Source organism: Streptomyces sp. NPDC048417, from assembly GCF_040651615.1.
Lineage (GTDB): Bacteria > Actinomycetota > Actinomycetes > Streptomycetales > Streptomycetaceae > Streptomyces.
Window position 1 is genome coordinate 262,933 of sequence record NZ_JBEZKI010000001.1, and the last position, 26,354, is coordinate 289,286.

Below are 26,354 nucleotides of genomic sequence, written 5' to 3' on the forward strand. Positions count from 1 at the left end.
CAGAGAGGGGGCACTGTGCCTCTGCCCTATCTCGCGACGGTCGAGGATCTGATGGCGTACCCGGGGCAGAGGCCGTCCTCGGACGCCGAGGCGCAGATGGCGCTCCGGCTCGCCTCCGGCGCGATCCGCAACTACACGAAACAGGTCCTCACCTTCGTCGCCGCAGACACCGTCATCCTCACCGGCGGCCAGCGCGTGCTGACGCTGCCGGAGCGGCCGCTGGTCGTCGACAACGCCAACCCGCTGACCGTGGTGGAGATCGTCGACGGCCTCGGCCTGGAGATCCCCGCGGCGGAAGGCCGGGACTTCGTCCGCAAGGGGTCCGAGCTGCACCGTGGCGAGACGTGGCCCACCTCCCGGCTGATGGGCTGGCCCCACCGCCAGCGCATCGGGGTCTGGGCAGACCGGGTCCGGGTCATCTACTCGCACGGGTTCGTGGAGATCCCTGACGACCTGGTGGGGATCTGTCTGGACCTGGCGTCCGCGACCGTTGCCAACCCCAACCGGCTGCGGTCGGAGTCCGCCGGCGCCACCTCCGTGACGCACACGGTGGAGACCTTCGGAACCGGGTCCCTGACCGCCGACCACGTAGAGCTGCTGAAGGCCTACAAGCGTGCGACGTCCTGGTCGGTGACGCAGTCGTGAGCGCCCTGTACGAGCAGTCCGGCGTCATCGTCCGGCCGGCCGCCAGCACCGACCGGTACGGCAACAAGAAGCCGGACTACGGCGATACGGCCGACCGGATCCCGATCGACCAGATCAACGTGCAGCCAGCCGGGGGGAGCAGCGAGGACACCGACGACAAGCAGATCGCCGTCAGCCGCTACCTGCTCGTCTCCGCGCCCGGCACCATGCCCGACCTCCGGGCAACCGACCGGCTCGAGGTCGACGGCATGACCCTCGAGGTCACCGGCAAGGTCGGCCGCTGGCCCGTCCCGGCCGGCGTCCGTCACATCGAGGCGCAGCTGAAGGAGGTCACCTGATGGCCGGCACCTTCCGCTTCGTGCCCAACCCACGCATGTTCACCGAGCTCGCCCGCCAGCCCGAGATGCGGGACGCGCTCAAGGACGTCGCGGACCGAGGCGCGGGCATCACTCGGGCGACTGCGCCGCACTACGCCGGCCCCACGTACGACCCAGCGGTGCAGCGGCACGGCGAGTACGCGGCCAGCGTGTACTCCGCCGCGACGCTGCGCCCGAGTGGCTGGCGGGCCGAGTTCGGCGCGGCTGCTCCCTGGACGCTGCAGGTGGAGTTCGGCAGCGGGCGCCCGGCCACAACCCAGGAGCGGCCACAGTCGGGATGGTCGCCCAAGACCCGCACGCTCGGGCGTGCCCTGGAAACTCTGAGGAGCACCTGATGCCCCGTGTGACACTCGCCCACTGGCATGGTGGGCAGGCGCCCGGAACCGAGATCGAGATCAGCGACGAAGAGCTGGCCCACCTGCGCCGCGACGGCCGTGTCGCCGAGGCACCCGAACCTGCGACCGAACCGAGCCCGGCCGAGCAGCAGGACCAGGCCGCCAAGCCCGAGCCCTCCCACGAGGCGGCACCGGACGCCCCTGCGCCGAGGACCCGCAAGCGGTGAGCTCGCTGCCCGTCGTTGTCTTCCCGGATGCCGAGCTCGTCGCGGTCACCGTGCTGCGAGCCGCGCTGGAGGCTGGCATCACCGTCGGCACCGAGTGGCCGGAGGACCTGGCCACCGAGGTGACGACGGGCGTCGTGTCCGTGACCCGCGGCGGCGGCGCCACAGTCCAGCGGTTCGTCACCGAGGACGTCACCCTCGACATCGACGTCCTGGCCGCCGACAAGGGCCAGGCGCACGACCTCGCCCAGCTGGCCCGCGGACACCTGCGGGCGGCGGAGGGCACCACTGTCGCCGGCGCTCAGATCTACTCCGTCGCGGACATCTCGCTGGTGTGGCTGCCTTATCAGCCCGACGCCGAGACCACTCCGATTCCCCGGTACGTGCTGGTGATGCAGATGCGTCTGCGCGGCCAGCGCGCCGTGTAACCCGCAGCCCCATTCCTTGTGCCCGTCGGCCACCGGCCGCGCGGGTCCCTCGCATGCCTTGGAGGCATCCCGTGACGCTCGATGCAGACAACGTAAGGGCCGCACTCGGCGGCAAGATCCTCATGGCCCCCAAGGGCACCACCGCACCGGTGGACCTCGCGACGCCGTGGGACGCCGCGTGGGTCGACCTCGGCTACATGTCCGACGACGGCGTATCGATGGACTACGCCACCGACGTCGAAGACATCAACGCCTGGCAGTCCCTGTCGCCGGTACGTCGGATCCTGACCTCGGTGGACATGACCCTGGGGTTCACGGCCATCGAGCTGAAGGCGCGCACCATCACCGCGTTCTTCCCGGGGTCCACGATCAGCGAGGTGACCCCGGGCACCGTGTACCGCCTGGACATACCGGCCGCGCCTGGCCCGCAGGAGGCCGCGTTCGGCCTGGAGTGGGTCGACGGCGAGATCATCAACCGCCTGGTCGTCCCCCGCGGTGAGATCACCGACCGCGGCACCATCAACCTCGGCCGCTCGGCCGCCGTCGGTCTCGAGATGACCGTCTCCGCGTACGCCAACTCGGCGCCGGAGATCGCGACCTGGCTGTCCAACGACCCGGCCTGGGCCCTGGCCGCCTGACCGGCCCGGCTCCCTTCTGACTCCCCTGGCAGGCGTGCATGCGGGTCGCGCCTGCCAGGGGGCACAACCCGCCACCACCCGCCAGGAGAACACCGTGAGCACCAGCAAGAAGAACCCGGGAACCGAGACCGTCTCTCTGGACGCGCTCATCCAGCAGAAGCGCGACGCGCTTCCCGCCCCGACAACCTACGAAGCGCTCGGCGTGACCTTCTCGCTGCCGCCCATGCGCGCGCTGCCCTGGCAGCTGCAGGAGAAGGTCGGCAACCTCAACGACACCTTCGCCGTGCTGGAAGAGGTCCTCGGCAAGGAAAAGGTCCAGGAGATGTACGCGGCCGGGTACCAGCTCGGCGACCTCGAAGTCATCGCGCTCGACTGGCAGAAGCGGGCCGGGATGGCCCCGGGGGAATCGCCGGCCTCCGCCGCTTCGTAGCGGAGCACGGGGAGGCAGTCGAGTGGGACATGGCCCGGTACTGGCCGGGCCGGTCCCTGCTGGAGCTGTACCGCGGCGAGATGTCCTGGCGGGAACTGCGCGTGTTCCTCAGGTATCTGCCGTGGGACTCGGCGACCGCGCGGGCCGTCCGCAAGTCCAAGCCCGAGGACGACTTCTGGACTCCTGACCGGCAGCTCCTCGCGTCCATCGTCGACGCGCAGCGCGAGACCACTTTCACGATGGTCAAGCTGCACGGCGACCCGAAGAAGACAAAGCGGCTACGCCCCCCTGAGCCGATCCCACGGCCGGGCATCAAGCGGCGCAATCCCACCGCGATCCGGTTCGGCGGCCGCCATGGCAGCGGCGCCGAGCAGCTGGCGAGGATCTTCGGAGGCCGCGCCATCAACCCCTGACAGGAGGTAGGTGGCGTGGCTGGTACCGGTGGAGTTCTCGTCGGCCGCGGATACGTCAGCATCCGACCCGAGTTCGACGGCGACTGGGACCGCTCCGTCAACGCCCGCGCATCCAGCGCTGGCCGCAGCGGAGGAAGCACGTTCGCCAAGGCGTTCGGTATCGGGCTCAAGGGCATCGGTGTCCTGGCGGGCGTCGCCATCGGAGCGAATCTGGCCTCCACGGCGGCGGGCGCGTCCGCGCTCGCCCCTGCCCTGGTCACCGCTGGGGCCGCGGCCGGCGCGCTGAAAATCGGCCTGTCGGGTGTCGGCGACGCGATGAAGGCCGCGTTCGCCGACAGTTCGGCGGACGCCAACGCCGCGGCCTCGGCGACCAAAGCCGTAGAGACAGCGCAGCGGGGACTCGCCAACGCCCAGAGGTCGTTGGCGGACGCACAGGTAGAGGCGGCGAAACGAGTCAAGGACGCGCAGCAGTCCGTGGCGGACGCCGAGCGAGACCTGACCGCTGCCCAGCGCGATGCACGTGACGCGCAGAAAGACCTCAACGACGCGCGTGAGGAGGCCTCACGCGCGCTCGAGGACATGAACATCCAGCTCGCCAAGTCGCGGCTGGATGAAAAGCAAGCGACCCTCGACCTGGCGGAGGCCGAGGCCAACCTCAAGGCAGCGCAGGCCAAGCCCGGCACGAACCCGAAGGACCTCGAAGAACTCCAGATCCGCTACGACAAAGCCAAGCTCGCCCTCCAGCAGCAGCAGATCGAGACAAAGCGGCTCGCCGAGGACACCACGAAGGCCAACAAGGCCGGCGTCGACGGCAGCGACCAGGTCCTCGCAGCGAAGAAGAAGATCAGCGACGCCAACCAAACCGTCGCCGACAAGGAGCGGGCGCTCGCCGAGGCCCAGGCCGGTGTCGACCAGGCGCGCGTCGACGGGCAGCGGCAGATCGCCGACGCGCAGCAGGCCGTCGCGGACGCCGCGGCCGCCGTCGCGGATGCCCAGGCGGCTGCTGCCGCGCAGGCCTCCGCGTTCGACAAGGCCATGTCGAAGCTGGCACCCAACGCCAGGTCGTTTGTGTCGGCGGTGATAGGCCTCGGCCCGGCCTGGACGTCGATGAAGCTCGGCGTCCAGAACGAGCTGTTCCAGGGGCTGGACTCTACGGTCACGCAGCTGGGCCGGACCACGATTCCCGTCCTGCAGCGGCAGCTGACGGCCACCGCGGGTGTATGGAACACGATCGCCAAGAACGCGGCCGGCGCCGTCACCGAGATGACCAAGAGCGGCGCGCTCGATCAGATCCTCAAGGGCGCCACCGACAACCTGAAGATCTTCGAGAACACCCCGGCGCAGATCCTTACCGCGTTCGGGCAGCTCACCCTCGCCGCGCAGCCCGCCTTCAACCACCTGCTCACCCAGTTCGCAGGCGCCATCACCTCGTTCACCGACGGCATCGCCAGCGCGTTCCAGTCGGGCGGCCTCGCGAGCGCAATCAACACGGCGTTCACGATCCTCGGCCAGTTCGGAACCCTGCTCGGGAACGTCCTCGGCACGGTCCTCTCGATCGTGAAGGCCGCCAGCGATGCCGGCGGTCAGATCGTCGGCGTGATGGGCGCCGTGTTCGGCGAGCTCAACCAGATTCTTGCCGCGCCCGCGATGCAGGCCCAACTGACCAGCCTGTTCGCGTCGGTGGCTCAGATCGTCAGCGCGATCGTCCCGGCCATCGGCACAGTCGTCCAGGCCGCCGTGCCCCTGATCACGGCGATCATCCAGCCCGTCGCGCAGCTTGCGACCGTGCTGGGACCGGTACTGCAACAGCTCGTCGGAACGCTCGGCACCGCACTGCTGCCTGTCGTCCAGGCGCTCGGCCCGGTCCTGGTCACCGTCGGCGTTGCACTGGTGCAGCTCGTCAGCTCCGTCACGCCGCTGCTGCAGCCCATCGCAACCCTGATCACCTCTGTGATCACCGCACTCGCGCCGGCACTGACGCCGATCGTGAGCGTCCTGACCAGCGTCGTCGGCGTCCTCGTCGGCCCGCTGACACAGGTGGTCGTGGCCCTCACCCCCGCCCTCACCCAGGTCGGTACGGTCATCGCCGCGGTGTTCCAGATGGCGGCTCCGCTGTTCAGCCAGTTCGCGGGCGTCCTCGGCCAGGTCGCGGGCCTGGTCGCGAACGTATTCGCGGCGGCCCTGACCCAGCTGATGAGCGCGGTACAGCCACTGATCCCGGTCGGCATGCAGCTGGTACACACGGTGTTCGGCGCGCTCGCCCCAGTCCTGCCGATCGTGGCCCGCGCATTCGGCGAGATCGCCAAGGCCGGATCCCTGCTGCTGCCGCTACTCGGGCAGTTGGTCGGCACGCTTGCCGCGCAGCTCATCCCGGTCGTCGGTGTCATCACCCAGGTCCTGGGCCAGGTAGCCGGGCTCCTCGCCGGTGCCCTGGCGCAGATCCTGCCGCCGTTGTCGGCCGCGTTCCTGACGCTGGTCGTGGCCGTCTCGCCGCTGCTGCCGCTGATTGGGCAGCTCGTCGGGATGGTCGTGCAGATGGCAGCCGGTGTGCTTGTGCAGCTGCTGCCGGCAGTGGTTCAGCTGGTGCAGGCAGGCCTGCAGCTGGTGGTGGCTCTGGTCCCGCTGCTGCCGATCGTCGGGCAGCTTGTCGGGCTGGTCGTCCAGCTCGCCGTCGGCGTGCTGTCCCATCTGCTGCCGCCCATCGTCGCCCTGGCCAGCTTCCTGATCGGCGGACTGGCGGGCGCACTGTCCACGGTGATCGGCTGGGTGGCCGGGCTCATCAACGTGTTCGCCGAAGTCGTCGGCTGGGTGACGGTCCGTCTCGGGCCCGTCTTCTCCTGGCTCTCCGACAAGGTCATCACGCCGGTGTGGGCCGTCATCAAGTGGCAGATCAAGACCGCGTGGGCCCTCACCATCGGGCCGACGCTGCTCGCGTTCAGGCTCGGGATCAACGCCCTGGGCACCGTGCTCACCTGGCTCCGGGACAAGATCGTCAAACCGGTGATCGGCGACCTCGTCTCGATCATCAAGGTCGGCTACAACAAGGGCATCAAACCTGTCTTCGACGCCCTGGGGTCGGCCCTCCATCTGATCGGCGACGGGTTCAAGGCTGCCGTGGACGCCAGCCGCACCCAGTGGGACAAGCTCAAGCAGATCGCAAAGACCCCGGTCGCCTTCGTGATCAACACGGTGTACAACGCAGGAATCGTGGCGCTCTGGAACAAGATCGCCAAGGCGTTCGGTTCCCCGCCGCTGCCCGAGTTCCACCCCAAGGGCTTCGCGTCCGGCGGCATTCTGCCCGGCTACACCCCGGGCAAGGATGTGCACCGGTTCGTCAGCCCGACCGGCGGAATGCTGGACCTCTCCGGCGGCGAGTCGATCATGCGGCCGGAGTTCACGCGCGGCGCCGGCGCCGCCTTCGTGAACTCCTTCAACGCCATCGCCCGGTCCTCCGGGGCGGCCGGCGTCCGCAAGGCCCTCGCGCCCGTCCTCGGCGGCAACCCACACACCACCGCCGTCGACCGGTCCCTCAAGTACGCGCACGGTGGGATCTATCCTCACCAGGCGTTCGCTGGTGGCGGCATCTTCGGGTGGATCAAGTCCGCCGGGTCGGCCGCCCTGGGTGCCGGGTCGAAGGCCTGGAACGCCGTGAAGGCCTCGGCGAGCTGGCTGACTGACACGCTCGAGGCGTCCGCCCGCGCGGGCGTGAAGAAGCTGGTCGACCCGTTGCTCAAGGACTTCCCCGGCATGGACACGTCGCTGGGGCAGCTCATCCGCAAGGTTCCCGACCGGATCATCGGCGCCTTGACCGGCTACTCCAAGACGGCCGACGCCAAGGGCGCGGGGGGCGTGGGCGGTCCGCGGATCCAAGCCGGCCTGCGGTGGGCGCGCACCCAGAACGGGCTGCCGTACCAGTGGGGCGGCAACGGGAACCCCAGCTGGGACTGTTCGGGATTGGTCTCCGCTGTCGAGTCCGTCATCCGGGGGGAGAAGCCGCACCGCAGGTGGGCGACGGCGGCCTTCCACGGGAAGATGGCGCCGCCCGGGTGGGTCCTGCACGGCGACTCCGCCTACCGGATCGGCGTGACCAACAAGGGCGTTGGGCACACCGCCGGAACCATCGGCGGAGTCAACATCGAGAGCCGCGGCGGCGACGGCGTGGTCATCGGCAAGGGCGCCCGCGGCTACCGGGACAAGCTGTTCACCGACTGGTATGGCTTCCAGCCCGGTAAGCACGACAGCGGCGGGTGGATGGAACCGGGCTGGGCCTACAACGGCCTCAGGACCCCCGAGGCCGTCTTCACCCCGTCGCAGTTCCGCACCTTCGAGGGCGCGGCCAACGCCGGCGTCGCGGCCACCGAGGGCGGTGGATCGGTCACGTACGAGATCAACGCCCGCACGGCCGACTTCACCGTGGCCGACCTGCAGCGCGTACAGCGCGTCCAGGAGGCCCGGGCACGAGTGGGGAGGCCTCGGTAGATGCCCCTGATCACAGCCCCGTACGTCGCCCCACCGGATACCGGCGAGCCTGGTACGCCGGGCGGTGGCGGCGGCACCATCGTTCCGCTGCCGGAGATCGGATACGCCACCGTCCAGTACACCGACCCCTCGGGGACGGTGTGGCCGCTCACCGACCGGGACTCCGGTTGGTGGACGCTGGCCGATGGCGTGTCCGGTCTGGGGGCAGTGACGTACGGCCTGACCAGCGACCCGCAGCCGCGCGGGGGAGCCCGGCTGCGGCACGCCCAGGCGCAGCCACGGACGATCGTGTGGCCGCTGTTCGTGCAGGGCGCCACCCACCTAGAATTCATTCAGCGCTGGCGGGCGCTGGCCACCGCGTTCACCCGCACCCTGCGGCTGAACGCGGACGGCAGCCGTACGCCGGGCGTGCTCGAGATCGCCCGCCCGGACGGTACCCGCCGCACGATCGAGGTGTTCTACCAGGACGGATTCGAGGGGCAGAGCAAGAAGGGCTACTACCGGGACGCCGACAGCGCAGTGATCTCCCTGTGGTGCGAGGACCCGTATTGGTCCGATCCCGTACCCGTCGTGGTGCACCGCGCGACCGGATCGCTGGGGTCGTTCTTCACGCCGTTCCCGTCGGTGTCCTCGAGCCAGGTCCTCGGCAACACCGTCGTCACCAATCCCAGCGACACCACAGTGTGGCCGACTTGGGTGATCACAGGCCCCGCCAGTCTGGTCACCTTCACCCACACCGGGACCGGCGAAAGCTTCACGCTCAACCCGAGCGCGTCGGCGATCGGTCACGGCACCCTCCTGGCCGGCGAGCAGGTCACCATCAGTACCGATCCGCCCAGCGTCCGCTTCCAGAACGGCGACAACTGGATCGGAGGGCTGAACTGGCCAACGGCCTCCCTGTGGGGGCTCGCGTCCGGCGACAACCCGGTCAGCTTTGCCCTGTCCGGCTCGGGTGCGGCCTCAGCCGTCGACCTCGTTTTCAATCCCCGCTATGAGACCGCCTGATGGCCATCACGCTGCTCATCACCGACAAGAACATGGCGGTCCAGGGCGACCCGCTTACTGGCTGGACCAGCCTGGACGTCACCACGAACTTCAACGCGCCCGCGGCTGGCACCGTGACGCTGCCCGCCTATCCGGAGGTCATGGCGCAGCTGGTGCCCGGCCATCGCATGGTCGTCATCCGGGACGGTGCGATCTGGACGGCCGGCCCGATGGAGGAGCCCACCAACTACCGGTGGTCTCTGGACGATCCCGGCGTCGGCATGGTCGACGTGAACTTCAGCGACGACCTCGCCACCGTCGCCGGGAACATCACCTGGCCCGAGCCTGCGCTGACCTGGGCCGGGCAGCACGGAAGTACGTACAGGTCGTTCACCGCCACCGGCGCGGAGACGATCATCCGCACTCTGGTCAATGAGAACTGCGGGCCGGGGGCGATCGCCGCGCGCCGCATTCCGAACTTCGTCTTGGACAGCGTGGCCTCGGCCGGGACCAACACCGCGGTGTCGACCCGGTTCGAGGCACTGCTGGATGTGTGCAGGACCGTTGCGTCCGCCGGCGGGGGCATCGGGTTCCGTACACGCCAGATCGGCAGCCAGATCAAGTTCGGCTGTTACGCCCCCGCCGACCGCAGCGCGACCGCCCGATTCTCCACGGGCCTCGGCAATCTCCGATCCGTCGCCTACTCGCAGTCCGCACCGACCGTCACGCACGCCCTGGTGGCCGGGACCGAGACCACCGGCAGCACCGTCCGTACCTACGTCGAAGTCCCCAACACGACGGCGGCCTCGACCTGGTGGCGGGTGGAGAAGTACGTCGACGGCGGCGCCGCCAACGACACCGGCGGCGAACTCACCGCCTCCGGCACTAGCGAGCTCAACGACGGAGCCGCACCGGTGGAGCTCGCCACGATCACCGTGGACACCCCGGACCTGCGCGCCGGCAGGGACTACGGCCTCGGGGACCAGGTGGCCGTCGCCCTCCCGCACGGCCTGCAGCTGATCGACGTCGTCCGCTCCATCCACCTGACGGCCACCCCCGGCGACGGCGAGCAGGTGTCCTCAGTCATCGGCTCCCAGGACGCCACCAGCGACCCCCGCATCGTGCGCCTGGTCCGCACGCTCAACCGCCGGCTCGGCCGGCTCGAAACTCGCTAAGGAGCGCTCGTGGCTCAGGACTCCTGGCCCTCACCAGCCCACAACAGCCGGGCCGTCACCGACGTCGAATACGAGCTGCTCGCCGCACGCTTCAGCGACGACGGTGTCTACGGCAGCCCCAGCGACGTCTCGGTGGTCTCGGCCGGCGCCGGCCTGTCCGTCGACATCCGCGCGGGCGTGTACGCCTCCGTGCGCGGACACCTCTGGTACTCCGGCACCTCCGCGACCAACCTCAGCGTCGGGGCGAACGCGACGACCAGCCTGCGTTTCGACCGGGTGGTCCTGCGGCTGGACCGGTCCACCTGGAACGTCACAGCGGTGGTCAAGGCCGGCACGCCCGGCTCCGGACCGCCTGACCTCACCAGGGATACGGGCAGCACCGGAGTGTGGGAGATCCCCCTCGCCACGCTGTCCGTGGCCGCCTCCGCGACCAGCGTCGGCGTAGCCGCCAAGGAGCAGTACGTCGGGACCAGGATCCGGCCGTGCACGTCGATCTCCCTGCCCGATTCCCCGATGCCCGGCGAGGTCGTCTTCCAGACGACGGACCAGAAGCTAATGTTGTGGACCGGGGAGTTGTGGAAGACCCTGTACCACTACTCCGGCATCGTGGCGTGCGACGCGACGCTGGCGGCCTGGGACATCAGCACGGCCTCCGTCCTCGAGGAGCGCAACGGCATCGTCAGCCTCCGACTGGGTTCGTTCTACCGGGCAGGCGGGGCCTTCAGCGCAGCTACCGAATCGCGGCTGCCCGTACTGATCCCGGCCGCGTACCGGCACGCCACCCGCGATCAGTACGCGAATGCCTACATCAGCGGCGGGACCATCGGCCGGGTCATCATCTACTCCGCCAGCAGCAGTGACCGGGCCGGTCAGGCCTGGCTCACGAACAAGGGCGTCACCATCAACACCGGCGACTTCGTCCTGCCGCAGTCCGGCATGAGCTGGGTGATCTGATGCGCTACCAGTTCGGACAGACCGCGGCGGACTTCGTCGTGACGCCTGCAGACGGCTTGTGGTCGGTGGCCCAAGGCGCGGTGATCACGTTCTGGGACGCGGCGCACGACGGCACCCAGTACACCGACCTCCTCAACGCTGGCGGCGAAGCAGTCACCTCCGTCGCCTCCGACACCTACGGTGCGGTGCCCTCGCTGTTCGGGCCTGACGAGGTCACCGGGATGTGGGCGGAGGCGGCCGGCGGCAGCTCCCGCGTATGGATGTCCGCGCGGGGCGCGTACGCGCCAGCGTCCAGCTCGGCCGTGGAAACCAAAGGCCTGTACGTACGCCCCGGCTGGGGGACTTTCTGGCGGGCGGCCCGGGCCGCGGCCGGGACCGGCAGCCGGGCGACCATCGCGGTCGTCGGCGGCTCGTCGACGGTTGGTTTCTACGCGTCCGATCTGGTGACGAAGTCATGGCCCGCACTGCTCGCTTCCTCGCTGCAGACCGCGTACGGCGACGGCGGCTCAGGTTTCCGGTCGGCGATGTTCAGCGCGAACGGGATTGCCGGATCCGAGGCGACGGCCATTACGGCCTGGACGGCGACCGGCAGCCTGGTCGTCCAGTCCGGGACCTGGACGACGGGCGGCTATACGGCCGGGCCCGGTTGGGGCTACACCTACGCAAGCACCAACGGCGCCTACCTGACGTTCACCGTGCGCGGCACGTCCGCCACCATCTACACCCTCGGGTCCGACGGCGGCCGCGCCTCCTGGGCGTACAGCGTGGACGGTGGCGCCGAGACCACCGTGACCGACACCGCCACCACCGGGCTCGCCGTACTGACCCGGACACTCACCGGACTGGGCGCCGGCACCCACACGGTCCGGATCCGGCACGCCGGTACGACCGGGCAGTACCTGTCCGTCCTGGGTGTGGCCGGCCTCAACGCCAGCGGTGTCGTGCTCAACCAGTTCGGCGCAAAGAACGTGGTGGCAGCGGACTACAACGCGACGTTGCGCAGCAGCTGGAACGGCGGCGCGAACACTCCGGCCGACCTGCTCATCTACATGGTCAGCCCCGAGGACGTCGTCAACGGCACCGGACCGGACGAGTGGGCCGCAAGCGTCCGCCAACACCTGGCGACCATGCGCGACGGTGGCAGCCTCACCGGCGCCACCGACGTGGTCCTGGTCCTCCCACACATCGGAACCGCCGACGTCCTGAGCTGGCGGTACTCCGACTACGTCGACCGGGCTTACAGCCTGGCCCTCGGCCATGAAGCTGCCCTCGTCAACCTCTGGGGCCTCGGCCGGAACTCCTGGAACTACTGGAACGGCCTTGGCTACTGGGCCAACACCGCCACTCCTGGGGCCGCGGGCACGGACGCCGTGGCGATGTCCGACGCCGGCCACGCCTACGTGGCATCCGTGATCAGCGCCCTGCTGCGCAGCTAAGGAGACCAGCAGATGGCAACAACGCAGGTCGCCCAGGTGATCGCAGTAGCCCGATCACAGGTCACCTACAAGGAGGGCTACACCGAGGGCGGCTGGAACAACATCGTCCGCTACGCGCTCGAGGTACCGGGCCTGTCCGGCTACCAGGGCCAGTCCTGGTGCATGACATTCACCAGCTGGGTCGCGATGCGCGCCGGCGTCGCTTCGCTCTACCCCCGGGGCGTGGACTGCTCGGCGGGCGTCGCCTGGTTCCAGGCCGCGTCCCGCTTCAGCTTCTACCCGGCGCTCGGCAGCCAGGTGTTCTACGGCTCCGGCGGCAGCGAGCACACCGGCATCGTCTACGCCTACGACGCCACGTACATCTGGACGATCGAGGCCAACACCAACACCAACGGCAGCACCGAGGGGGATGGCGTCTACCTGCGGAAACGCAAGCGGAGCGACACGATTGTCTACGGGTACGGGCTGCCGGCCTTCGCCGAGGGTGTCATCACCGCCGACCCGGCGCTGGCCGGTGTCGGTGGCTACACCTACGCGGCCGCCAACTCCGGCCCCGGCGCGGGCACCCTGCTGCGCGCGGCACTGGCCGCCGGGAACGTGGCCGCCGACGCGGTGTCTGTCGGCGGCCCCCTGACAGCGGGCGGAGTGGCCGTCCAGCAGGACAGCCTGACCCGCATCGGTCTGGACGTCACCGGCTACTCAGGGTCGGCCACCGCGCCCATCGTCAGGTTCCGCGATGCCGACGGCGGCAATGTGTTCCAGATCGACGGCGCGGGACGGATCATCAGTTCGGTCAACCCCAACGAGTGGCGGCCAGCGGATCAGGGCCTGCTCGCGTGGACGATGAACCCCGCATCGTGCACGCCTTCGGGATCCTCGCTGAGCGCGGGATTCATCTACTTCACGAAGATCATCTTGCGGAACGCTGCCACCATCAGCAACCTCTGCGCAGTCGTCGGCACCGCGGGCAGCGGCCTCACCGCGAACCAGTGCCTGGCCGGTCTGTACACCTCGACCGGCACCCGCGTCGGTGTCACGGCGGACATGTCGACCACGTGGAACGCTGCCGGCGACAAGAACATGCCGCTGACCAGCGCCTACGCCGCAGCTGCAGGCGGTTACTACATCGCCTTGCTGTTCAACGGGACGACGAGCCCCGTGTTCGCCGCAGGCTCATCACTCGGTGCCTCCTTCACCCCCGGCAACGCGCATCTGTCCGCCGGGTCGTACCGCTTCTGCCGCTCGGGCTCGGGGCAGACGTCCCTGCCAGCCAGCTTCACCATGTCGGGCGCGACGCCGGATGCGAACAACATCTGGACTGCCGCGGCGTAGTGCACCTGATCCAAGCCTGAGCCCACAGCCCCTCCAACGCCTTGGTCCCGCAGACCGGAACCAGGGGGCAACACCCCGCAGCCCCGCGCCCTCGGCCGGGGCCTTCGTCATTTCTGGAGAACCCGTGACCACAACATCTGACTGGCGTCGCCTGGTCGACCACGTCATGGCCGTACCCGAGCGCATCTACGAAAGCTGGAGCAGCACCGTCGGCTGGGACAACCACACCATCTTCGGCCGGCAGTACGGCTGGGACGGTGTGGCCTGGTGCGCGATCTTCGACTGGGACATGTACAGCGACACCGGCCTGGCGTCGATCGTCCCCAAGACCGCCTCCGTCTCCGGCATGACCTCCTGGGCGAAGCAGCGCGGCCAGTGGTCCCAGTACCCGAGCGTCGGCGCCTGGGTGAACTTCGGCTCCGGCTCGCACACCGAGATCGTCGTGGGCTTCGACGCCGACACCGTCTACACCAAGGGCGGCAACTCGGTGAAGGCCGGCGCCACCGACAACGGGCAGGGCAACGGCGTCTGGCACCACGAGCACGCCCGCCGCAGCAGCTACGTCACCGGCTACTTCGCGCCCCGCTACCCGGACAGCGTCTGCCCGCCCACCGCCGACCCCGAGGACCCGCGCGGCGGGAAGGCAGTCACGTCCTGGCGGTGGAAGTCCGAGCTCGTCGCGCCGGCGTTCCCGGGCCGGGACAAGTTCAAGCTCGGCGCCACCAACGACTCCGCACTCCAGCTGCAGACCTGGCTGCAGCGCGGCGGGTGGGGGCCGGCATACAAGGTCGGGCCGTCCCGCACCATGACCGCCCTGGACCTGCAGAAGGTCAAGGCGCTCCAGCAGCACTACATCGCCGACCTCGGCCCCGCCGACGGCCTCACCGGCCCGCAGACGTGGCTGTACGCCTGGCAGGTCGCCAACGGCATTCGCCGGAAGTGATTGGCCGCGGGAACCCCGCCCGGCCTGCCCGCGGCGCACGACCGTGCGCCGCGTCCTCTCCACAGAAAGGCACTGCCGTGCTCCCCTCCCTGTTCATATCCGCCATGCGCACCGGCGTCCCGCTGGTCGCTGGCTGGCTTCTGACGCTCGCGGTCAGGGCTGGCGTCACCATCGACTCCGGCAACGTCACCGCGATCGTGACGGTCGTCCTGACCCTCGCCTACTACCTGGCGTTCCGCGTTCTCGAGCTGGTCGGCACCCGGCTGCGCGGCAGCTTCCTGCAGAACCTGGCCGGGCTGGCCCTCGGCTGGGCGCGGCCGCCGTCCTACCCGCAGGTCGACGCGCTGCCGCCCGTCACCGGCACGTACACCACCACGTCCTGACCCGTTCGTCCGCAGTAGAAAGGAGGGCCGTTGCCGTTGGCTATGGCAGAGGAGCTGCTGGGGTTCGCTCCCGTCGACCTGGGGGCCGCGGCCCTCGTCGGGCTCATCGTCCTCCTGGTCCTGCGCGGTCAGCTCGTACCGCGCCGCCAGCTCGAGGACCTCCGTGCCGACAAGGACCAGCAGATCGAGGACCTCCGCGCTGAGCGGGACCTGTGGCGCGAGGCTCACGCTGTCAGCGAGGAGGCCCGCCGCGAGTCCCAGGACCAGGCGGGCGAGCTCCTCGAGCTGAGCCGGACATCCGCGTACTTCTTCGCCGCACTGCCCCGGGCCGCGCGGGAGGTGAGTACGAGTGCCGATGTTCAGGCGCCCACGTCGCCGACGTGACGAGACCAAGGAACGCCCCGTGACCGATGGGCAGCGCGCGGCGCAGGCCGCGCTGGACAGAGCTCAGGTCGCCCGGGCCCGGGCGCACGCTCAGGCCCGGGAAGTACGGGCGGAGGCTGCCGACTGGCGGGCGAGGCGGGAGCGCAATCACTTCGCCGAGCTCGTCCGCAACATGGTGCTGGGGGGTGAGAGCAGGTGACGGTGGCCGAGCTGCTCAATGCCGCGGTGTCCGGCCTGGTGGCGCTGTGCGCCGGAGCCTTCCTGACGGAGTACACCCGGCGGGCGCGGTGGGAGGCTCACGCTGTGGGCCGGTACTTCGTGATCGCTGTCGCGACGATTGGCCTGCTGGGGCTGTACACGCTTGTCATCACATTCATCGACCTGGACGGCCTGCTGGCCAGCGTGCTGCGCCTCGTCCGATCCCTACTACTACTCGGCATCGCCGGTCTCCTGTTGCAGGCGACCGTCTCCGTACGGCGGGCCTACCCCCGCCGGCGGAAGAGGACCTGACTCCGCACACCGTGGCCCCCTCTCACCTTCGGGTGGGAGGGGGCTTTGAACTGTGTCCGGAGCTACTGCAGCGCTTCGATCGCCCGGAGGATGAGCGCACGAGCGTCAGCGCCGTACACGGCCATGCTCCGCAGCTGTTCGAACGCGTGCACGTAGAGCTGCACTTCGGATGGCTGTGTCACGCGTACGCGGGCGGACATCAGCTCCACCGAGACCAGCTGGTCGTCGTAGACGTGGAACACCTCTTGTGGCCAGATCGTCCGCCGTGTCGTCTTCGGGATGATGCCGAGGGAGACTGCGGGCAGAGCGCCGGCGGTGAGCAGGTAGCCGAGCTGGGCTGCCATCGCGTCCGCGTCGCCCAGCTGGTAGTAGAGGACGGCCTCTTCGATCACCATGACGAACTGATGGCCGCTCTCGTGCACGATCTTCGACCGTTCCATGCGGGCTGCGGCCGCCTGGTCGACGTCGTTGGGTGTCTCGTATAGCTCGGCAACCCCAGCAAGGACGCCGCGGGCGTACCCCTCCGTCTGGAGCAGCCCGGGCACCAGCGTGGGCGAGTAGATACGGAACAACTCGGTTGCCTGGTACAGCCCCACGTAGCTGGCCTGGAGGCGCCGCAGCCCCGCGCGCATCTGCCGGCGCCACTCGGTGTAGGCGGTCTCGGCGTCCCGAGACTGGGCGATGATGTCGGCGGCCTGGTCGTCGGCGCCACAGGCCCGGCACCACCGGCGGACGTCCTCGGGAGTGGGAGGCGTACGACCGTTCTCGAGGCGGGACGTCTTGGGGTGTGTCCAGCCGCACCTAGTGGCCAGTTCTGTCCCGGTCAGACCAGCGTCGGCGCGTAGGTCGCGCAGGCGCCGGGCAACGCGCTCACGCGCGGCCTGGGCGGACGAGGACGGGGAGGTGGCCATGCGGTGCGGCTGGACCCTTCGAATTAGATGATCTTGTACTCGTCGTGCGGGACCGCCCGAGTCCAGACAGCCTCGAACGCGTCGGCGCACAGGCGGGCGGCGGCTGGGTCCTCGCTGATCTCGCCCGGCGCGCTCGCACCGGCCCCGGTGAAGTGGTTCCACCGGATCAGGTGGCTGTCGATCAGCCAGAAGTCGTTGCCCGGCAGGGCAATGTCGGACGCTTGCCGGCGCGGCAGCCACCGGACCTGTTCGCCAGCGCTCACGTTCACGCTTGTGCCCGCGTGCTCGTACCGGATGTAGTCGCTCACCGGCTCGGAAACGATGCGGGCGCGCCGTACCGTGACGCCTCGCGCCACCGTGCGCCGGATCAGGTCCGTCCACCGTGCCCAGTACGGGGAGTCCGGGTCGGTGTCCGCTTCGCCCGTCTGCTTCCAGCGAGCGAAGTCGGAGGCCTCGGTGGCAACGCCGTACGAGTCGCGCATTTCGAGGTGGACGGCGGACGTGCGCGCACCGTCCAGCAGCTCAGCGAAGCTGGGCACCTTCGGCGGCATCGCAGGCCTCCCTCAGAATCGACACCATACGGGCCGGGACCCGCACAACCTGCTCGTGCTCGGGGATGCCTACGGCGTGGCCTGGCACCTCGAACGCGGCGCACTCTGCTTCCGTGGCCGCGTCTGGCTTCCACCCCTGGATGACGAGTTCGCCTGTTCCTTCGTCGACCCAGACCGTGGGGCTCTCGCCTTGCCCGGTGTTGGGGTCGATTCCGATGAACCGTAATGACACGGTGCCCTCCAACGCTGCGGCTGTTCGTGGTTGTTCACAAGATTCGTCGTCACTGGAGAGCCGGTCAAGGGTGCGTGCACTGTGATGACCTGCACCGCATAAGAGCCGTGAACAATCGTGAACATCACTCGCTGTGCTGTGCGTCACTCTCCTAGCTTCGGGAGGTACGACGAAACCCCGGCGAGGCGGCGGGCCTCCCGGGGCATGGCCGACTACGAGGAGTCGACATGGCAGAGACTACGCACGCCGCGGAAGCCTCGGCTACTCCAGCCCCATTGGCCTGGTGCGCCTGGCACGAGGGGTACGCGCGAAACGTTCGCCTGATCCGGGTCCAGGAGCAGGGAAGCGGATCCGGCGGAAACTACTTCGCCTGTCTGCCGTGTCGCCGTGCGTACGACCTGGTCCCGCTGGTCGACCAACCTTGAAGGCCTCCGACCTGCCCAACGCCACGCGCCTCAGCGGCCCTCAGCACGCTGGGTGGGCCTGCGTGTTCTGCAGGGCCCCACTCAGACATGGCGCGGTCGCGGCCGGCCGCGCCGAGGGATCGATCGGCGCCGTGGATCTGAGCATCGACGTCTACGCCTGCCCGACCTGCGCGGCCGCACTCGCACTCACCGATCCAACGCCAGGAGGAAACGCACCATGACCATCGCCCCCGAACTCCCCAGCACAGCAACGCCCGAGTTCCTGGAACTCGAGATCACGAGCCGCTGCCAGCTCACGTGCTCGTCGCACTGCTACGCCGAGGCCGGTCCAACGCGCGACCATGGCAGCATGACCGCCGACGACTGGATGCGCGTCCTCGACCAGGCCGCTGCCGGCGGGACGAAGATCGTGCAGTTCATCGGTGGCGAGCCCACCCTGCACCCCGCCTTCACCGAACTCGTCGGCCACGCCCTCGACCTCGGCCTGCGAGTCCAGGTGTTCAGCAACCTCTACCGCGTGCGCGCCCAGCACTGGGCGCTGTTCGCCCACCCGCAGGTGAGCCTGGGGACCTCGTACTACTCCGACGACCCCGCCGAGCACGACGCCATCACCGGCCGCACGGGCTCCCACGATTCGACCCGAGCCAACATCGCGGAAGCGGTCCGCCGAGGGATCCCGGTCAAGGTCGGCATCATCCACATGAGGGACGGCCAACGCACCCAGCAGGCCCTCGCTGAGATGCGCACGCTCGGCGTGCAACGGGTGCACATCGACAACGTGCGCGCCGTGGGCAACGCGGCCCAGGCCGGTCTCCCGATCCCGTCGACGTCGGAGTTGTGCGGGCGGTGCGCGGACGGGAAGGCGGCGATCCTGCCAGACGGCAAGGTCGCGCCCTGCGTACTCGGCCGGTTCCTGCCCGCCGGCGACGTCAAGGCCAGCGCCTTGTCCGCGGTGTTCACCAGCGCTCAGTGGAGGCAGGTTGCCGCGAGCATCCCGCGCCGCCGAGGTAAGGGATGCACCCCGGACGAGGACTCCTGCATGCCGTCTCCCGGAAAGCAGGTCACGGCCTGCAACCCCGACAACGACGGCTCCGACTGCTCGCCGGCCGAGACTCCCGCCTGCAACCCCGCGTACGACGAGTAGGAGTTCACATGGACTGGCAGACCCACGCGCGGCGCCTGGCGGCCGACGTGACCCGGCCCGACTCGCGCTGGCACGAGCCGCTCGCTCGCACCCCCCGGCATGTGTTCGTGCCGCGCTGGTGGGAGAACCTCGACGGAGCGTGGGAGCTGCGCAACGGCGAGGCCGACCCCGAGGCCTGGATGCGTGCGGCCTACGCGGACCGGACCCTTGTGACCCGTGTAGGGCCGGCGCATGCAGACCTCGCCGAGTCGGGAGCCGTCACCGAGGGGAAACCCACGTCGTCGTCGACGCTGCCTGGTCTGGTCGTGTCGATGTACCGGCACGCGATGATCACTAACGAATCGCGGGTCCTGGTGACGACAGGAACCGGCTACGGCACGGCACTGCTGTGCACTCGGTTGGGCGACGCCATGGTCACCAGCGTGGACGTGGATCCGCACCTGGTTGATGTCGCCAGCGAGCGGCTCTCGTCGATCGGCCTGAACCCGAGGATGGTCTGTACGGACATCACAGGCCCGCTGCCCGGCGCGGTCGACCGGATCGTGTCCACGGTGTCCGTACGCCCCATCCCAGCATCATGGCTGGCCGCTCTCCGCCCCGGCGGCCGACTCGTCACCACGATCGCGGGGACCGGGCTGGTCCTCGTCGCGGACAAGACCCGCGACGGCGGAGCCAAGGGGCGCATCGCCCCGGACGCGGCCGGCTTCATGCGTACCCGCCACGGTGACGACTACGAGCACACCACCGATGAAGTGTGGGAGAAGGCGCACGCAGCCGACGGCGACCAGGTGAGTACCAGCCGGTATCCGCTGTTGTATGTGCCCGATTCCTGGGACGTGATGTCGATGCTCGAGCTCATGGCCCCGGGCATCGACTACCGGGTCAGCCAGGAGGGAGACGAGCGCACCGTGTGGCTGCTCCATCGTGACGGCTCCTGGGCCCGCGCCACCGCGGCCGGCTTCCTCGACTCACCAACCGTGCACCAGGGTGGACCACGCCGACTGTGGGACACCCTCGAGAAGATCCGGCACAGGCTCAATCGCGAGGGCGGGCTACCGACGTACGGAGCTCAGGTGAGTGTCGCCCCGGATGGAGTCACCACCCTGTCCCGCGGGACCTGGTCCGTCACGCTCTAATCCGAACTCGCTGAACGTGGTCGGCGGACGAGGTCCTCGAGGGACACACCCATGGCAGCGGCAATGCGGATCAGCGTGTCGATCTTCGGCGAGGAGAGCCCAGACTCGATCCGGCTGTACGTCGGCACGTCGACTCCACTACGGCCGCCGACATCGCGCTGGCTGAGGTTCAGCCCCTCACGCACACTCCGGATCTGGGCCCCCACCTGACGACGGCGAGCGATGACCCAGTCTTCGGGTGGGGTGGGGCGAGACACTCGTCAACGCTCGCGGTGCCATGATCGCTGGGGGAATAGGGTCGACCCTAATTTGTGTGATCTTGCTCAGCAGTGGGCATCGCTCTGGGACTCCCATCCGTGGGGCCGGTCGCGACACCCGAACCGATCACTTCCGAACCGACCGCTCTCTCCCCTGCAGTGGGAGCGGCTCCAGGTGGCGGAGCGGCGACATGTGCGTCCGCTGGCTCCGCAAGTGCTCGCCGAAACGGCTGAGCGCGACCGCCCCGTCTTCCGTTATGGAAGGCGGGGCGGTTTTGTGTCTGAGCGGCGCCCCCCGTCATTCAAGGGCGGGGGGCGCCCTTCCGACCGGATGCCACGCGGGCTCCCCGGCCGGGCTTGCCATGGGGTTGTGCGTCAGGCGGAATCATCAAGTCCGCCTCCCCGCAGCGCACTTTACCCAGTGGTGGGCTTCCTCAACAGCAGATACATGCTGCCGCCACGGAATCGGCACCGATCAGGGGAGCTGCGCCTCCGGCGAGCCTCCCCACCACGCCAGGACCTGGTAGAGGGTCTCGAAGCCGAGAGCGTCCCGTAGGGCCGCGAGCTCCTTCGCGACCGCGCGATTGCTCAGGCCGACGCGGGCACCTACCTGCTGCTGCGACAGGCCAGCAGTCAGCTCGTGAAGGATCTGCCTCTGGCGGCCGGTCGTGACCGTCTCACTGGCGCCGGCGACGTCCTGCCAGCGTCCGCTCCGGTGCCAGAACATGAGGAAGACTTCGCGCGCCCACATGACGGCGCTGCGGTCGACTACGTGCCAGCCCGCGTTCGTCTCGCTGTCGATGACATGGTTGTCAATGAACAGGTTGCGTCGGTCGACGAGCACCATGCGGGGGAAGGGACCGCTGTGCAGGCGCACCTCCGCACCGGCCGCAATGATCTCCTCGACGTAGGCGCGGGTAGGGGCGTGGGCGTGAGCGCTCACGGGATACAGAGTGCGCACCTTCACCCCGCGGGCCAGGACCTCCTGGCTGCGGGCGATACCGAGACGGACGACAGCAGGATCGCGGGCTTCCGGCTGGCCGGGCTGAGCGGTGTAGAGCTCGTTCGACGAGTCCCCAATCACCTGCCCTATGCGCGCGTTCATGGCCGCCTTGTCCCCCAGGAACTCGCTGCTGGGGCCGCCGTAGTAGCGGTGAGGGTCGAAGTGCGTAGCAAGCTGGTCCGTGAGATCGGGGATCTCGGACAGCCGGCTGAGGGCTCGCTCGAGGGCAGCCCGCTCCTGCGCGATGATCCGCTGGCCCGCGACACGTGGGTCGAGAGGTATGTAGTGACCAGGATGGTGCGCGTCCGGGGCGACGAACTGAGCGGCGAGGAGTCCGTCTACGGGGAGGCCGCCGGGGTCACCGCCGTGCGCGATGAGTTCGTACGCCGCGACCTCGTCGGGGAGCAGCGTCGGCCGATCGCCCTCGCCGATACCCATTTCACCCACCTCGTCCTCCCTGAGCGTGCAAGATCTTGCCGGTGCAGATTTCCGCTCGCGCTGCTGCTTGGTTCTCTCCGTGAGCGCATGTCAGCCTACGTAAAGCGACTGATCGGTCCGTAAGTAGGTTCGGAGACGCGCGTCACATCCACATGCGAGGAGCCGCAGATGAGGACCAAGATCCGGCACATCGCCGCTGCAATCCTGGTGGCAGCGCTGGCAGTTCTCGCGCCAGCGGCCGCCGCGCACGCCGTGACGTCGACCCCGGAGACCCCGGCGGCCGTAGCCGCGGACACCGTACCGACGACCGACGTCGCCCTGGACCCCGGCTGGGGCTAGCCCCCACAGCCGGGACCCGAAAGGTGCTCGGGAGGCCCTCTCGGGAAGAAGTGAGCCCCCTGCCGCTTGAATCGGCAGGGGGTTCACTGCTGTCAGGTTAAAGGCCGGGCGTCCCGTTTGGCATCACCGCGTGGTTGCAACTTGTTCCGCCCGTGCCTCAGGGACAAGTTACGGGAGAGTAGCGGGATAGCAAGATCACCACATGTAGACGGCCGGTAGATCTGCGGAGATCTACCGGCCGTCTGACCTGGCGTTAAGCCACTGTGGGGCTAACAGGATTTGAACCTGTGGCCTCATCCTTATCAGGGATGCGCTCTAACCAACTGAGCTATAGCCCCGCCGCGCTCTGCGGTGTGTCCCGCGCGCTGACTCCTGAAGATTAGCGCACGACCGGGGCAGTCCCAAAATCGGTTGTCGGAGGACCGTCAGCAGAGGTTTGAACTCCGGTTACTCGTCCTCGGCCAAGGTCAGCTCGATGCCGCCGACGAAGCCCGCGGAGAGGTTGTAGATGAACGCACCGAGGGTCGCCAGCGCCGTCGCGAGGACGACGTCGATGACCGCGATGATCGCCGTGAACATCAGGACGTGCGGGAGGGACAGGAATGACTGGAGGTCGAAGCCGTTCGACTCGTTCGAACCGGTGGCCTCCGAGATCGTGCCGCCGACCGTCGAGAACACGCCCATCGCGTCCAGGACCATCCACAGCACCGCCGACGCCACGATCGAGCAGATGCCCAGCGCGATGGAGAGCAGGAAGCTGACCTTCATCACCGACCACGGATCGGCCTTGGCGACCCGCAGCCGGGCCTTGCGGGTGCGCGGCGCGGTCCGTGCCCCGGCGCCGGTGCGCGGCCGTCGTACCGCCCCCGCGGGCGTCCCCGCGGGCGCCTGCGCGGCCTGCTGCGTCGCCGGGTAGGCCTGCGGCGGGTGGTAGGGCCCTGCGGGCTGCTCCGAGCGCCGTTCCCCGGGCAGCGGGGAGGCATCCGGCTGGGCGCCCGCCGCTGCCTGGCCTCGGGTGTCGGTCACGGTTCCCCCCTGGGTTCCCTGCGCATCCGGCGCGGACGCCTTGACCGCCTTCAACTGGGTCGTGTGCGTGTCCATCGGCTGCGCACCGCCCTCGGTGGCCCCGCCGGACGCGGCGGAGCCACGGCCGCCGCCGTCCGCATCCGTACCCGTGGAGGTACCGGCCGATCCGGCGCCCGTGGCTCCGCTCACGATGACTCTCTCCTCGTGCTACTCGGCCGAGGGCGCCTCACCCTCGTCCGTACCGCTGGTCTCGAGACCCTCGGCGGTCTCGGCGGTCTCGTCGACGGTGTCCTCACCGTCGACTTCCTCCGCCTCGCTGCCGGCCTCGGCGTTACGTGCGATGCCGACCACGGCATCGCGCTTGCCCAGGTTGATCAGTTGGACGCCCATGGTGTCACGGCCCGTCTCCCTGACCCCGCTGACTCGCGTACGAATCACACCGCCGGACAGGGTGATGGCGAGGATCTCGTCGTTCTCCTCGACGATCAACGCGCCGACGAGCGAACCACGGTCCTCCACGATCTTGGCGGCCTTGATGCCGAGGCCGCCGCGCCCCTGGACGCGGTACTCGTCGACACGGGTCCGCTTCGCGTACCCCCCGTCGGTGGCAGTGAACACGAACGTACCGGGTCGAACAACATTCATCGACAGAAGTTCATCGCTCTCGCGGAAACTCATGCCCTTGACACCCGAGGTGGCCCGGCCCATGGGGCGCAGAGTGTCGTCGGAGGCGGTGAACCTGATCGACTGTGCCTTCTTGCTGATCAGAAGCAGATCGTCGTCCGCCGAGACCAGTTCGGCTCCGATCAGTTCGTCGTCGGAACCGTCCTCGCGCTCCCGCAGGTTGATCGCGATGACACCGCCGGAACGGGGCGAATCGTAATCCTTCAGAGGCGTCTTCTTGACCAGACCGGCCTTGGTGGCGAGCACCAGGTAGGGCGCCGCGTCGTAGTCGCGGATGGCGAGGATCTCGGCGATCGCCTCGTCCGGCTGGAAGGCCAGCAGGTTCGCCACGTGCTGACCACGCGCGTCACGTCCGGCGTCCGGCAGCTCGTACGCCTTCGCCCGGTACACCCGGCCCTTGTTGGTGAAGAACAGCAGCCAGTGGTGCGTGGTCGAGACGAAGAAGTGGTCGACGATGTCGTCCTCCTTCAGCTTCGTACCGCGCACGCCCTTGCCGCCGCGCTTCTGCGCCCGGTAGTCGACGGTCTTGGTCCGCTTGACGTAGCCGCCGCGCGAGACCGTGACGACGATGTCCTCCTCGGCGATCAGGTCCTCGATGGACATGTCACCGTCGTAGGGCACCAGCATGGTCTTGCGGTCGTCGCCGAACTTCTCCACGATCGCGGCCAGCTCGGCGCTGACGATGCCGCGCTGGCGCTCCGGCGAGGCCAGGATCGCGTTGTACTCGGTGATCTTCGCCTGGAGCTCGTCGTGCTCCTGGATGATCTTCTGGCGCTCCAGGGCGGCCAGCCGGCGCAGCTGCATCTCCAGGATGGCGTTGGCCTGGATCTCGTCGATCTCCAGGAGCCCCATCAGGCCCGTACGCGCGATCTCGACCGTGTCGCTGGCCCGGATCAGCGCGATGACCTCGTCGATCGCGTCCAGCGCCTTCAGCAGACCGCGCAGGATGTGCGCCCGCTCCTCGGCCTTGCGCAACCTGAAGCGCGTACGGCGGACGATGACCTCGATCTGGTGCGTCACCCAGTGCCGGATGAACGCGTCGAGGGAGAGCGTGCGCGGCACACCGTCGACCAGCGCCAGCATGTTGGCGCCGAAGTTCGACTGCAGATCGGTGTGCTTGTAGAGGTTGTTCAGGACGACCTTGGCGACCGCGTCCCGCTTCAGCACGATGACCAGGCGCTGGCCGGTGCGGGAGGAGGTCTCGTCGCGGACGTCGGCGATGCCGCCGACCTTGCCGTCCTTCACCAGGTCGGCGATCTTCTGAGCGAGGTTGTCGGGGTTGGTCTGGTACGGCAGCTCCGTGACCACCAGGCACTGGCGGTTCTGGATCTCCTCCACCTCGACGACCGCGCGCATCGTGATCGAGCCGCGGCCCGTGCGGTAGGCCTCCTCGATGCCCTTGCGGCCGACGACCAGCGCGCCGGTCGGGAAGTCGGGGCCCTTGATCCGCTCGATCAGCGCGTCCAGGAGCTCCTCGTGCGAGGCCTCCGGGTTCTCCAGGTACCACTGGGCACCGGCCGCGACCTCGCGCAGGTTGTGCGGCGGGATGTTGGTCGCCATGCCGACCGCGATTCCGGCGGAGCCGTTGATCAGCAGGTTCGGGAAGCGGGCGGGCAGGACGGTCGGCTCCTGGGAGCGGCCGTCGTAGTTGTCCGTGAAGTCGACGGTCTCCTCGTCGATGTCGCGGACCATCTCCATCGACAGCGGGGCGAGCTTGCACTCGGTGTACCGCATCGCGGCCGCCGGATCGTTGCCCGGGGAGCCGAAGTTGCCGTTGGAGTCCACCAGCGGCATCCGCATCGACCACGGCTGGGCGAGGCGCACCAGGGCGTCGTAGATCGAGGAGTCGCCGTGCGGGTGGTAGTTGCCCATGACGTCGCCGACGACACGGGCGCACTTGTAGAAGCCGCGCTCGGGGCGGTAGCCGCCGTCGTACATCGCGTACAGGACGCGGCGGTGCACGGGCTTGAGGCCGTCGCGGACGTCGGGCAGCGCACGGGACACGATGACGGACATCGCGTAGTCCAGGTACGAGCGCTGCATCTCCGTCTCGAGCCCGACGGGCTCGACACGCATCGCGACGTCGCCGCCCTCTTCAGGGGTGACGGGAGTGTTCTCGTCGGTCATGGCCGGTGAAG

Annotated in this window: 29 protein-coding genes and 1 tRNA gene; 22 read left to right on the forward strand and 8 right to left on the reverse strand. The window is 69.0% G+C overall.

What is annotated here, in order from left to right; genetic code table 11:
* The first annotated feature begins 15 nt into the window (after positions 1-15).
* From AB0D59_RS01315 to AB0D59_RS01405, 19 genes are all read left to right on the forward strand, one after another.
* The gene (locus AB0D59_RS01315) at positions 16-645 is read left to right on the forward strand and encodes a hypothetical protein (RefSeq protein ID WP_362559324.1); all 630 of its coding nucleotides are present in this window, start codon (positions 16-18) and stop codon (positions 643-645) included.
* Complete coding sequence (locus AB0D59_RS01320) at positions 642-983, forward strand: hypothetical protein (RefSeq protein WP_362559326.1); 342 nt, start codon at positions 642-644, stop codon at positions 981-983. The genes AB0D59_RS01315 and AB0D59_RS01320 overlap by 4 nt, the downstream gene beginning before the upstream one ends.
* Positions 983-1,357 carry a hypothetical protein gene (locus tag AB0D59_RS01325; RefSeq protein WP_362559328.1) on the forward strand — a complete coding sequence of 125 codons (375 nt, stop codon included), beginning with the start codon at positions 983-985 and terminating at the stop codon, positions 1,355-1,357. Before AB0D59_RS01320 ends, AB0D59_RS01325 begins: the two co-directional genes overlap by 1 nt.
* Positions 1,357-1,584, forward strand: a complete 228-nt coding sequence (locus tag AB0D59_RS01330) for a hypothetical protein (RefSeq protein WP_362559329.1) — start codon at positions 1,357-1,359, stop codon at positions 1,582-1,584. Before AB0D59_RS01325 ends, AB0D59_RS01330 begins: the two co-directional genes overlap by 1 nt.
* Positions 1,581-2,009, forward strand: coding sequence for a hypothetical protein (locus AB0D59_RS01335; RefSeq protein ID WP_362559332.1), 429 nt, complete (start codon positions 1,581-1,583; stop codon positions 2,007-2,009). Before AB0D59_RS01330 ends, AB0D59_RS01335 begins: the two co-directional genes overlap by 4 nt.
* Positions 2,010-2,080: 71 nt before the next feature.
* Positions 2,081-2,647, forward strand: coding sequence for a hypothetical protein (locus AB0D59_RS01340; RefSeq protein WP_362559334.1), 567 nt, complete (start codon positions 2,081-2,083; stop codon positions 2,645-2,647).
* Positions 2,648-2,741: 94 nt separating this feature from the next.
* Positions 2,742-3,077 carry a hypothetical protein gene (locus AB0D59_RS01345; RefSeq protein WP_362559336.1) on the forward strand — a complete coding sequence of 112 codons (336 nt, stop codon included), beginning with the start codon at positions 2,742-2,744 and terminating at the stop codon, positions 3,075-3,077.
* Between the two features lie 29 nt (positions 3,078-3,106).
* Positions 3,107-3,490, forward strand: coding sequence for a hypothetical protein (locus AB0D59_RS01350; RefSeq protein ID WP_362559338.1), 384 nt, complete (start codon positions 3,107-3,109; stop codon positions 3,488-3,490).
* Between the two features lie 15 nt (positions 3,491-3,505).
* Entirely contained in the window at positions 3,506-7,969 is a 4,464-nt protein-coding gene (locus tag AB0D59_RS01355; RefSeq protein WP_362559340.1) for a hypothetical protein, read from the forward strand.
* A complete protein-coding gene (locus AB0D59_RS01360; protein ID WP_362559341.1) occupies positions 7,970-8,974 on the forward strand; it encodes a phage tail protein in 1,005 nt (334 codons plus the stop codon). It abuts the gene before it with no gap.
* Entirely contained in the window at positions 8,974-10,128 is a 1,155-nt protein-coding gene (locus AB0D59_RS01365) for a siphovirus ReqiPepy6 Gp37-like family protein (RefSeq protein ID WP_362559344.1), read from the forward strand. Before AB0D59_RS01360 ends, AB0D59_RS01365 begins: the two co-directional genes overlap by 1 nt.
* Before the next feature lie 9 nt (positions 10,129-10,137).
* Positions 10,138-11,082, forward strand: a complete 945-nt coding sequence (locus tag AB0D59_RS01370) for a hypothetical protein (RefSeq protein ID WP_362559346.1) — start codon at positions 10,138-10,140, stop codon at positions 11,080-11,082.
* Positions 11,082-12,518 (forward strand): hypothetical protein, encoded by a 1,437-nt coding sequence (locus AB0D59_RS01375; RefSeq protein WP_362559349.1) that lies wholly within the window; start codon positions 11,082-11,084, stop codon positions 12,516-12,518. Before AB0D59_RS01370 ends, AB0D59_RS01375 begins: the two co-directional genes overlap by 1 nt.
* A gap of 12 nt (positions 12,519-12,530) precedes the next feature.
* Positions 12,531-13,850 (forward strand): CHAP domain-containing protein, encoded by a 1,320-nt coding sequence (locus tag AB0D59_RS01380; RefSeq protein ID WP_362559350.1) that lies wholly within the window; start codon positions 12,531-12,533, stop codon positions 13,848-13,850.
* 124 nt (positions 13,851-13,974) lie between these two features.
* Positions 13,975-14,793: a hypothetical protein gene (locus tag AB0D59_RS01385; protein ID WP_362559353.1), complete on the forward strand. Its 819-nt coding sequence runs from the start codon at positions 13,975-13,977 to the stop codon at positions 14,791-14,793.
* A 77-nt stretch (positions 14,794-14,870) separates the two neighbouring features.
* The gene (locus AB0D59_RS01390) at positions 14,871-15,176 is read left to right on the forward strand and encodes a hypothetical protein (RefSeq protein ID WP_362559356.1); all 306 of its coding nucleotides are present in this window, start codon (positions 14,871-14,873) and stop codon (positions 15,174-15,176) included.
* Between the two features lie 36 nt (positions 15,177-15,212).
* On the forward strand, positions 15,213-15,560 hold the full coding sequence (locus tag AB0D59_RS01395) for a hypothetical protein (protein ID WP_362559358.1): 348 nt from the start codon (positions 15,213-15,215) through the stop codon (positions 15,558-15,560).
* Between the two features lie 19 nt (positions 15,561-15,579).
* On the forward strand, positions 15,580-15,759 hold the full coding sequence (locus AB0D59_RS01400) for a hypothetical protein (RefSeq protein ID WP_362559360.1): 180 nt from the start codon (positions 15,580-15,582) through the stop codon (positions 15,757-15,759).
* Positions 15,756-16,070 (forward strand): hypothetical protein, encoded by a 315-nt coding sequence (locus tag AB0D59_RS01405; RefSeq protein WP_362559361.1) that lies wholly within the window; start codon positions 15,756-15,758, stop codon positions 16,068-16,070. Before AB0D59_RS01400 ends, AB0D59_RS01405 begins: the two co-directional genes overlap by 4 nt.
* 62 nt (positions 16,071-16,132) lie before the next feature.
* Here the strand turns inward: AB0D59_RS01405 and AB0D59_RS01410 are convergent, their stop codons facing one another.
* The 3 genes from AB0D59_RS01410 to AB0D59_RS01420 are packed head-to-tail and all read right to left on the reverse strand — an operon-like array spanning position 16,133 to position 17,764.
* Positions 16,133-16,981, reverse strand: a complete 849-nt coding sequence (locus AB0D59_RS01410) for a helix-turn-helix transcriptional regulator (RefSeq protein ID WP_362559363.1) — start codon at positions 16,979-16,981, stop codon at positions 16,133-16,135.
* Between the two features lie 23 nt (positions 16,982-17,004).
* A complete protein-coding gene (locus tag AB0D59_RS01415) occupies positions 17,005-17,532 on the reverse strand; it encodes a DUF6879 family protein (RefSeq protein ID WP_362559365.1) in 528 nt (175 codons plus the stop codon).
* The gene (locus AB0D59_RS01420) at positions 17,504-17,764 is read right to left on the reverse strand and encodes a hypothetical protein (protein ID WP_362559827.1); all 261 of its coding nucleotides are present in this window, start codon (positions 17,762-17,764) and stop codon (positions 17,504-17,506) included. The genes AB0D59_RS01415 and AB0D59_RS01420 overlap by 29 nt, the downstream gene beginning before the upstream one ends.
* Before the next feature lie 642 nt (positions 17,765-18,406).
* On the opposite strand from AB0D59_RS01420, the gene AB0D59_RS01425 reads away from it, so the two are divergent.
* Positions 18,407-19,333 carry a radical SAM protein gene (locus AB0D59_RS01425; RefSeq protein WP_362559367.1) on the forward strand — a complete coding sequence of 309 codons (927 nt, stop codon included), beginning with the start codon at positions 18,407-18,409 and terminating at the stop codon, positions 19,331-19,333.
* A gap of 8 nt (positions 19,334-19,341) precedes the next feature.
* A complete protein-coding gene (locus tag AB0D59_RS01430) occupies positions 19,342-20,469 on the forward strand; it encodes a protein-L-isoaspartate(D-aspartate) O-methyltransferase (RefSeq protein ID WP_362559368.1) in 1,128 nt (375 codons plus the stop codon).
* Here AB0D59_RS01430 and AB0D59_RS01435 read toward each other — a convergent pair.
* The gene (locus tag AB0D59_RS01435) at positions 20,466-20,726 is read right to left on the reverse strand and encodes a helix-turn-helix transcriptional regulator (RefSeq protein WP_362559370.1); all 261 of its coding nucleotides are present in this window, start codon (positions 20,724-20,726) and stop codon (positions 20,466-20,468) included. The genes AB0D59_RS01430 and AB0D59_RS01435 overlap by 4 nt on opposite strands.
* 475 nt (positions 20,727-21,201) lie before the next feature.
* On the reverse strand, positions 21,202-22,176 hold the full coding sequence (locus AB0D59_RS01440) for a hypothetical protein (protein ID WP_362559373.1): 975 nt from the start codon (positions 22,174-22,176) through the stop codon (positions 21,202-21,204).
* Positions 22,177-22,335: 159 nt separating this feature from the next.
* Between AB0D59_RS01440 and AB0D59_RS01445 the strand changes: the two genes are divergently transcribed.
* A complete protein-coding gene (locus AB0D59_RS01445; protein ID WP_362559374.1) occupies positions 22,336-22,506 on the forward strand; it encodes a hypothetical protein in 171 nt (56 codons plus the stop codon).
* A gap of 264 nt (positions 22,507-22,770) precedes the next feature.
* Here AB0D59_RS01445 and AB0D59_RS01450 read toward each other — a convergent pair.
* The 3 genes from AB0D59_RS01450 to gyrA all read right to left on the reverse strand — a co-directional run bounded on the left by AB0D59_RS01450 (position 22,771) and on the right by gyrA (position 26,343).
* Positions 22,771-22,844 (reverse strand) — tRNA-Ile (locus AB0D59_RS01450).
* Positions 22,845-22,953: 109 nt separating this feature from the next.
* The gene (locus AB0D59_RS01455) at positions 22,954-23,721 is read right to left on the reverse strand and encodes a DUF3566 domain-containing protein (protein WP_362559376.1); all 768 of its coding nucleotides are present in this window, start codon (positions 23,719-23,721) and stop codon (positions 22,954-22,956) included.
* Between the two features lie 18 nt (positions 23,722-23,739).
* Complete coding sequence (gene gyrA / locus AB0D59_RS01460) at positions 23,740-26,343, reverse strand: DNA gyrase subunit A (protein WP_362559378.1); 2,604 nt, start codon at positions 26,341-26,343, stop codon at positions 23,740-23,742.
* Positions 26,344-26,354: the final 11 nt, after the last annotated feature.

What these genes read in the sequence shown, in the direction of transcription:
- AB0D59_RS01325 (WP_362559328.1), top strand. Translation starts at nt 983, where the DNA reads ATGGCCGGCACCTTCCGCTTCGTGCCCAACCCACGCATGTTCACCGAG.
- AB0D59_RS01330 (WP_362559329.1), top strand. Translation starts at nt 1,357, where the DNA reads ATGCCCCGTGTGACACTCGCCCACTGGCATGGTGGGCAGGCGCCCGGA.
- AB0D59_RS01350 (WP_362559338.1), top strand. Translation starts at nt 3,107, where the DNA reads ATGGCCCGGTACTGGCCGGGCCGGTCCCTGCTGGAGCTGTACCGCGGC.
- AB0D59_RS01360 (WP_362559341.1), top strand. Translation starts at nt 7,970, where the DNA reads ATGCCCCTGATCACAGCCCCGTACGTCGCCCCACCGGATACCGGCGAG.
- AB0D59_RS01365 (WP_362559344.1), top strand. Translation starts at nt 8,974, where the DNA reads ATGGCCATCACGCTGCTCATCACCGACAAGAACATGGCGGTCCAGGGC.
- AB0D59_RS01375 (WP_362559349.1), top strand. Translation starts at nt 11,082, where the DNA reads ATGCGCTACCAGTTCGGACAGACCGCGGCGGACTTCGTCGTGACGCCT.
- AB0D59_RS01380 (WP_362559350.1), top strand. Translation starts at nt 12,531, where the DNA reads ATGGCAACAACGCAGGTCGCCCAGGTGATCGCAGTAGCCCGATCACAG.
- AB0D59_RS01410 (WP_362559363.1), bottom strand. Translation starts at nt 16,981, where the DNA reads ATGGCCACCTCCCCGTCCTCGTCCGCCCAGGCCGCGCGTGAGCGCGTT.
- AB0D59_RS01415 (WP_362559365.1), bottom strand. Translation starts at nt 17,532, where the DNA reads ATGCCGCCGAAGGTGCCCAGCTTCGCTGAGCTGCTGGACGGTGCGCGC.
- AB0D59_RS01425 (WP_362559367.1), top strand. Translation starts at nt 18,407, where the DNA reads ATGACCATCGCCCCCGAACTCCCCAGCACAGCAACGCCCGAGTTCCTG.
- AB0D59_RS01430 (WP_362559368.1), top strand. Translation starts at nt 19,342, where the DNA reads ATGGACTGGCAGACCCACGCGCGGCGCCTGGCGGCCGACGTGACCCGG.
- AB0D59_RS01445 (WP_362559374.1), top strand. Translation starts at nt 22,336, where the DNA reads ATGAGGACCAAGATCCGGCACATCGCCGCTGCAATCCTGGTGGCAGCG.
- gyrA (WP_362559378.1), bottom strand. Translation starts at nt 26,343, where the DNA reads ATGACCGACGAGAACACTCCCGTCACCCCTGAAGAGGGCGGCGACGTC.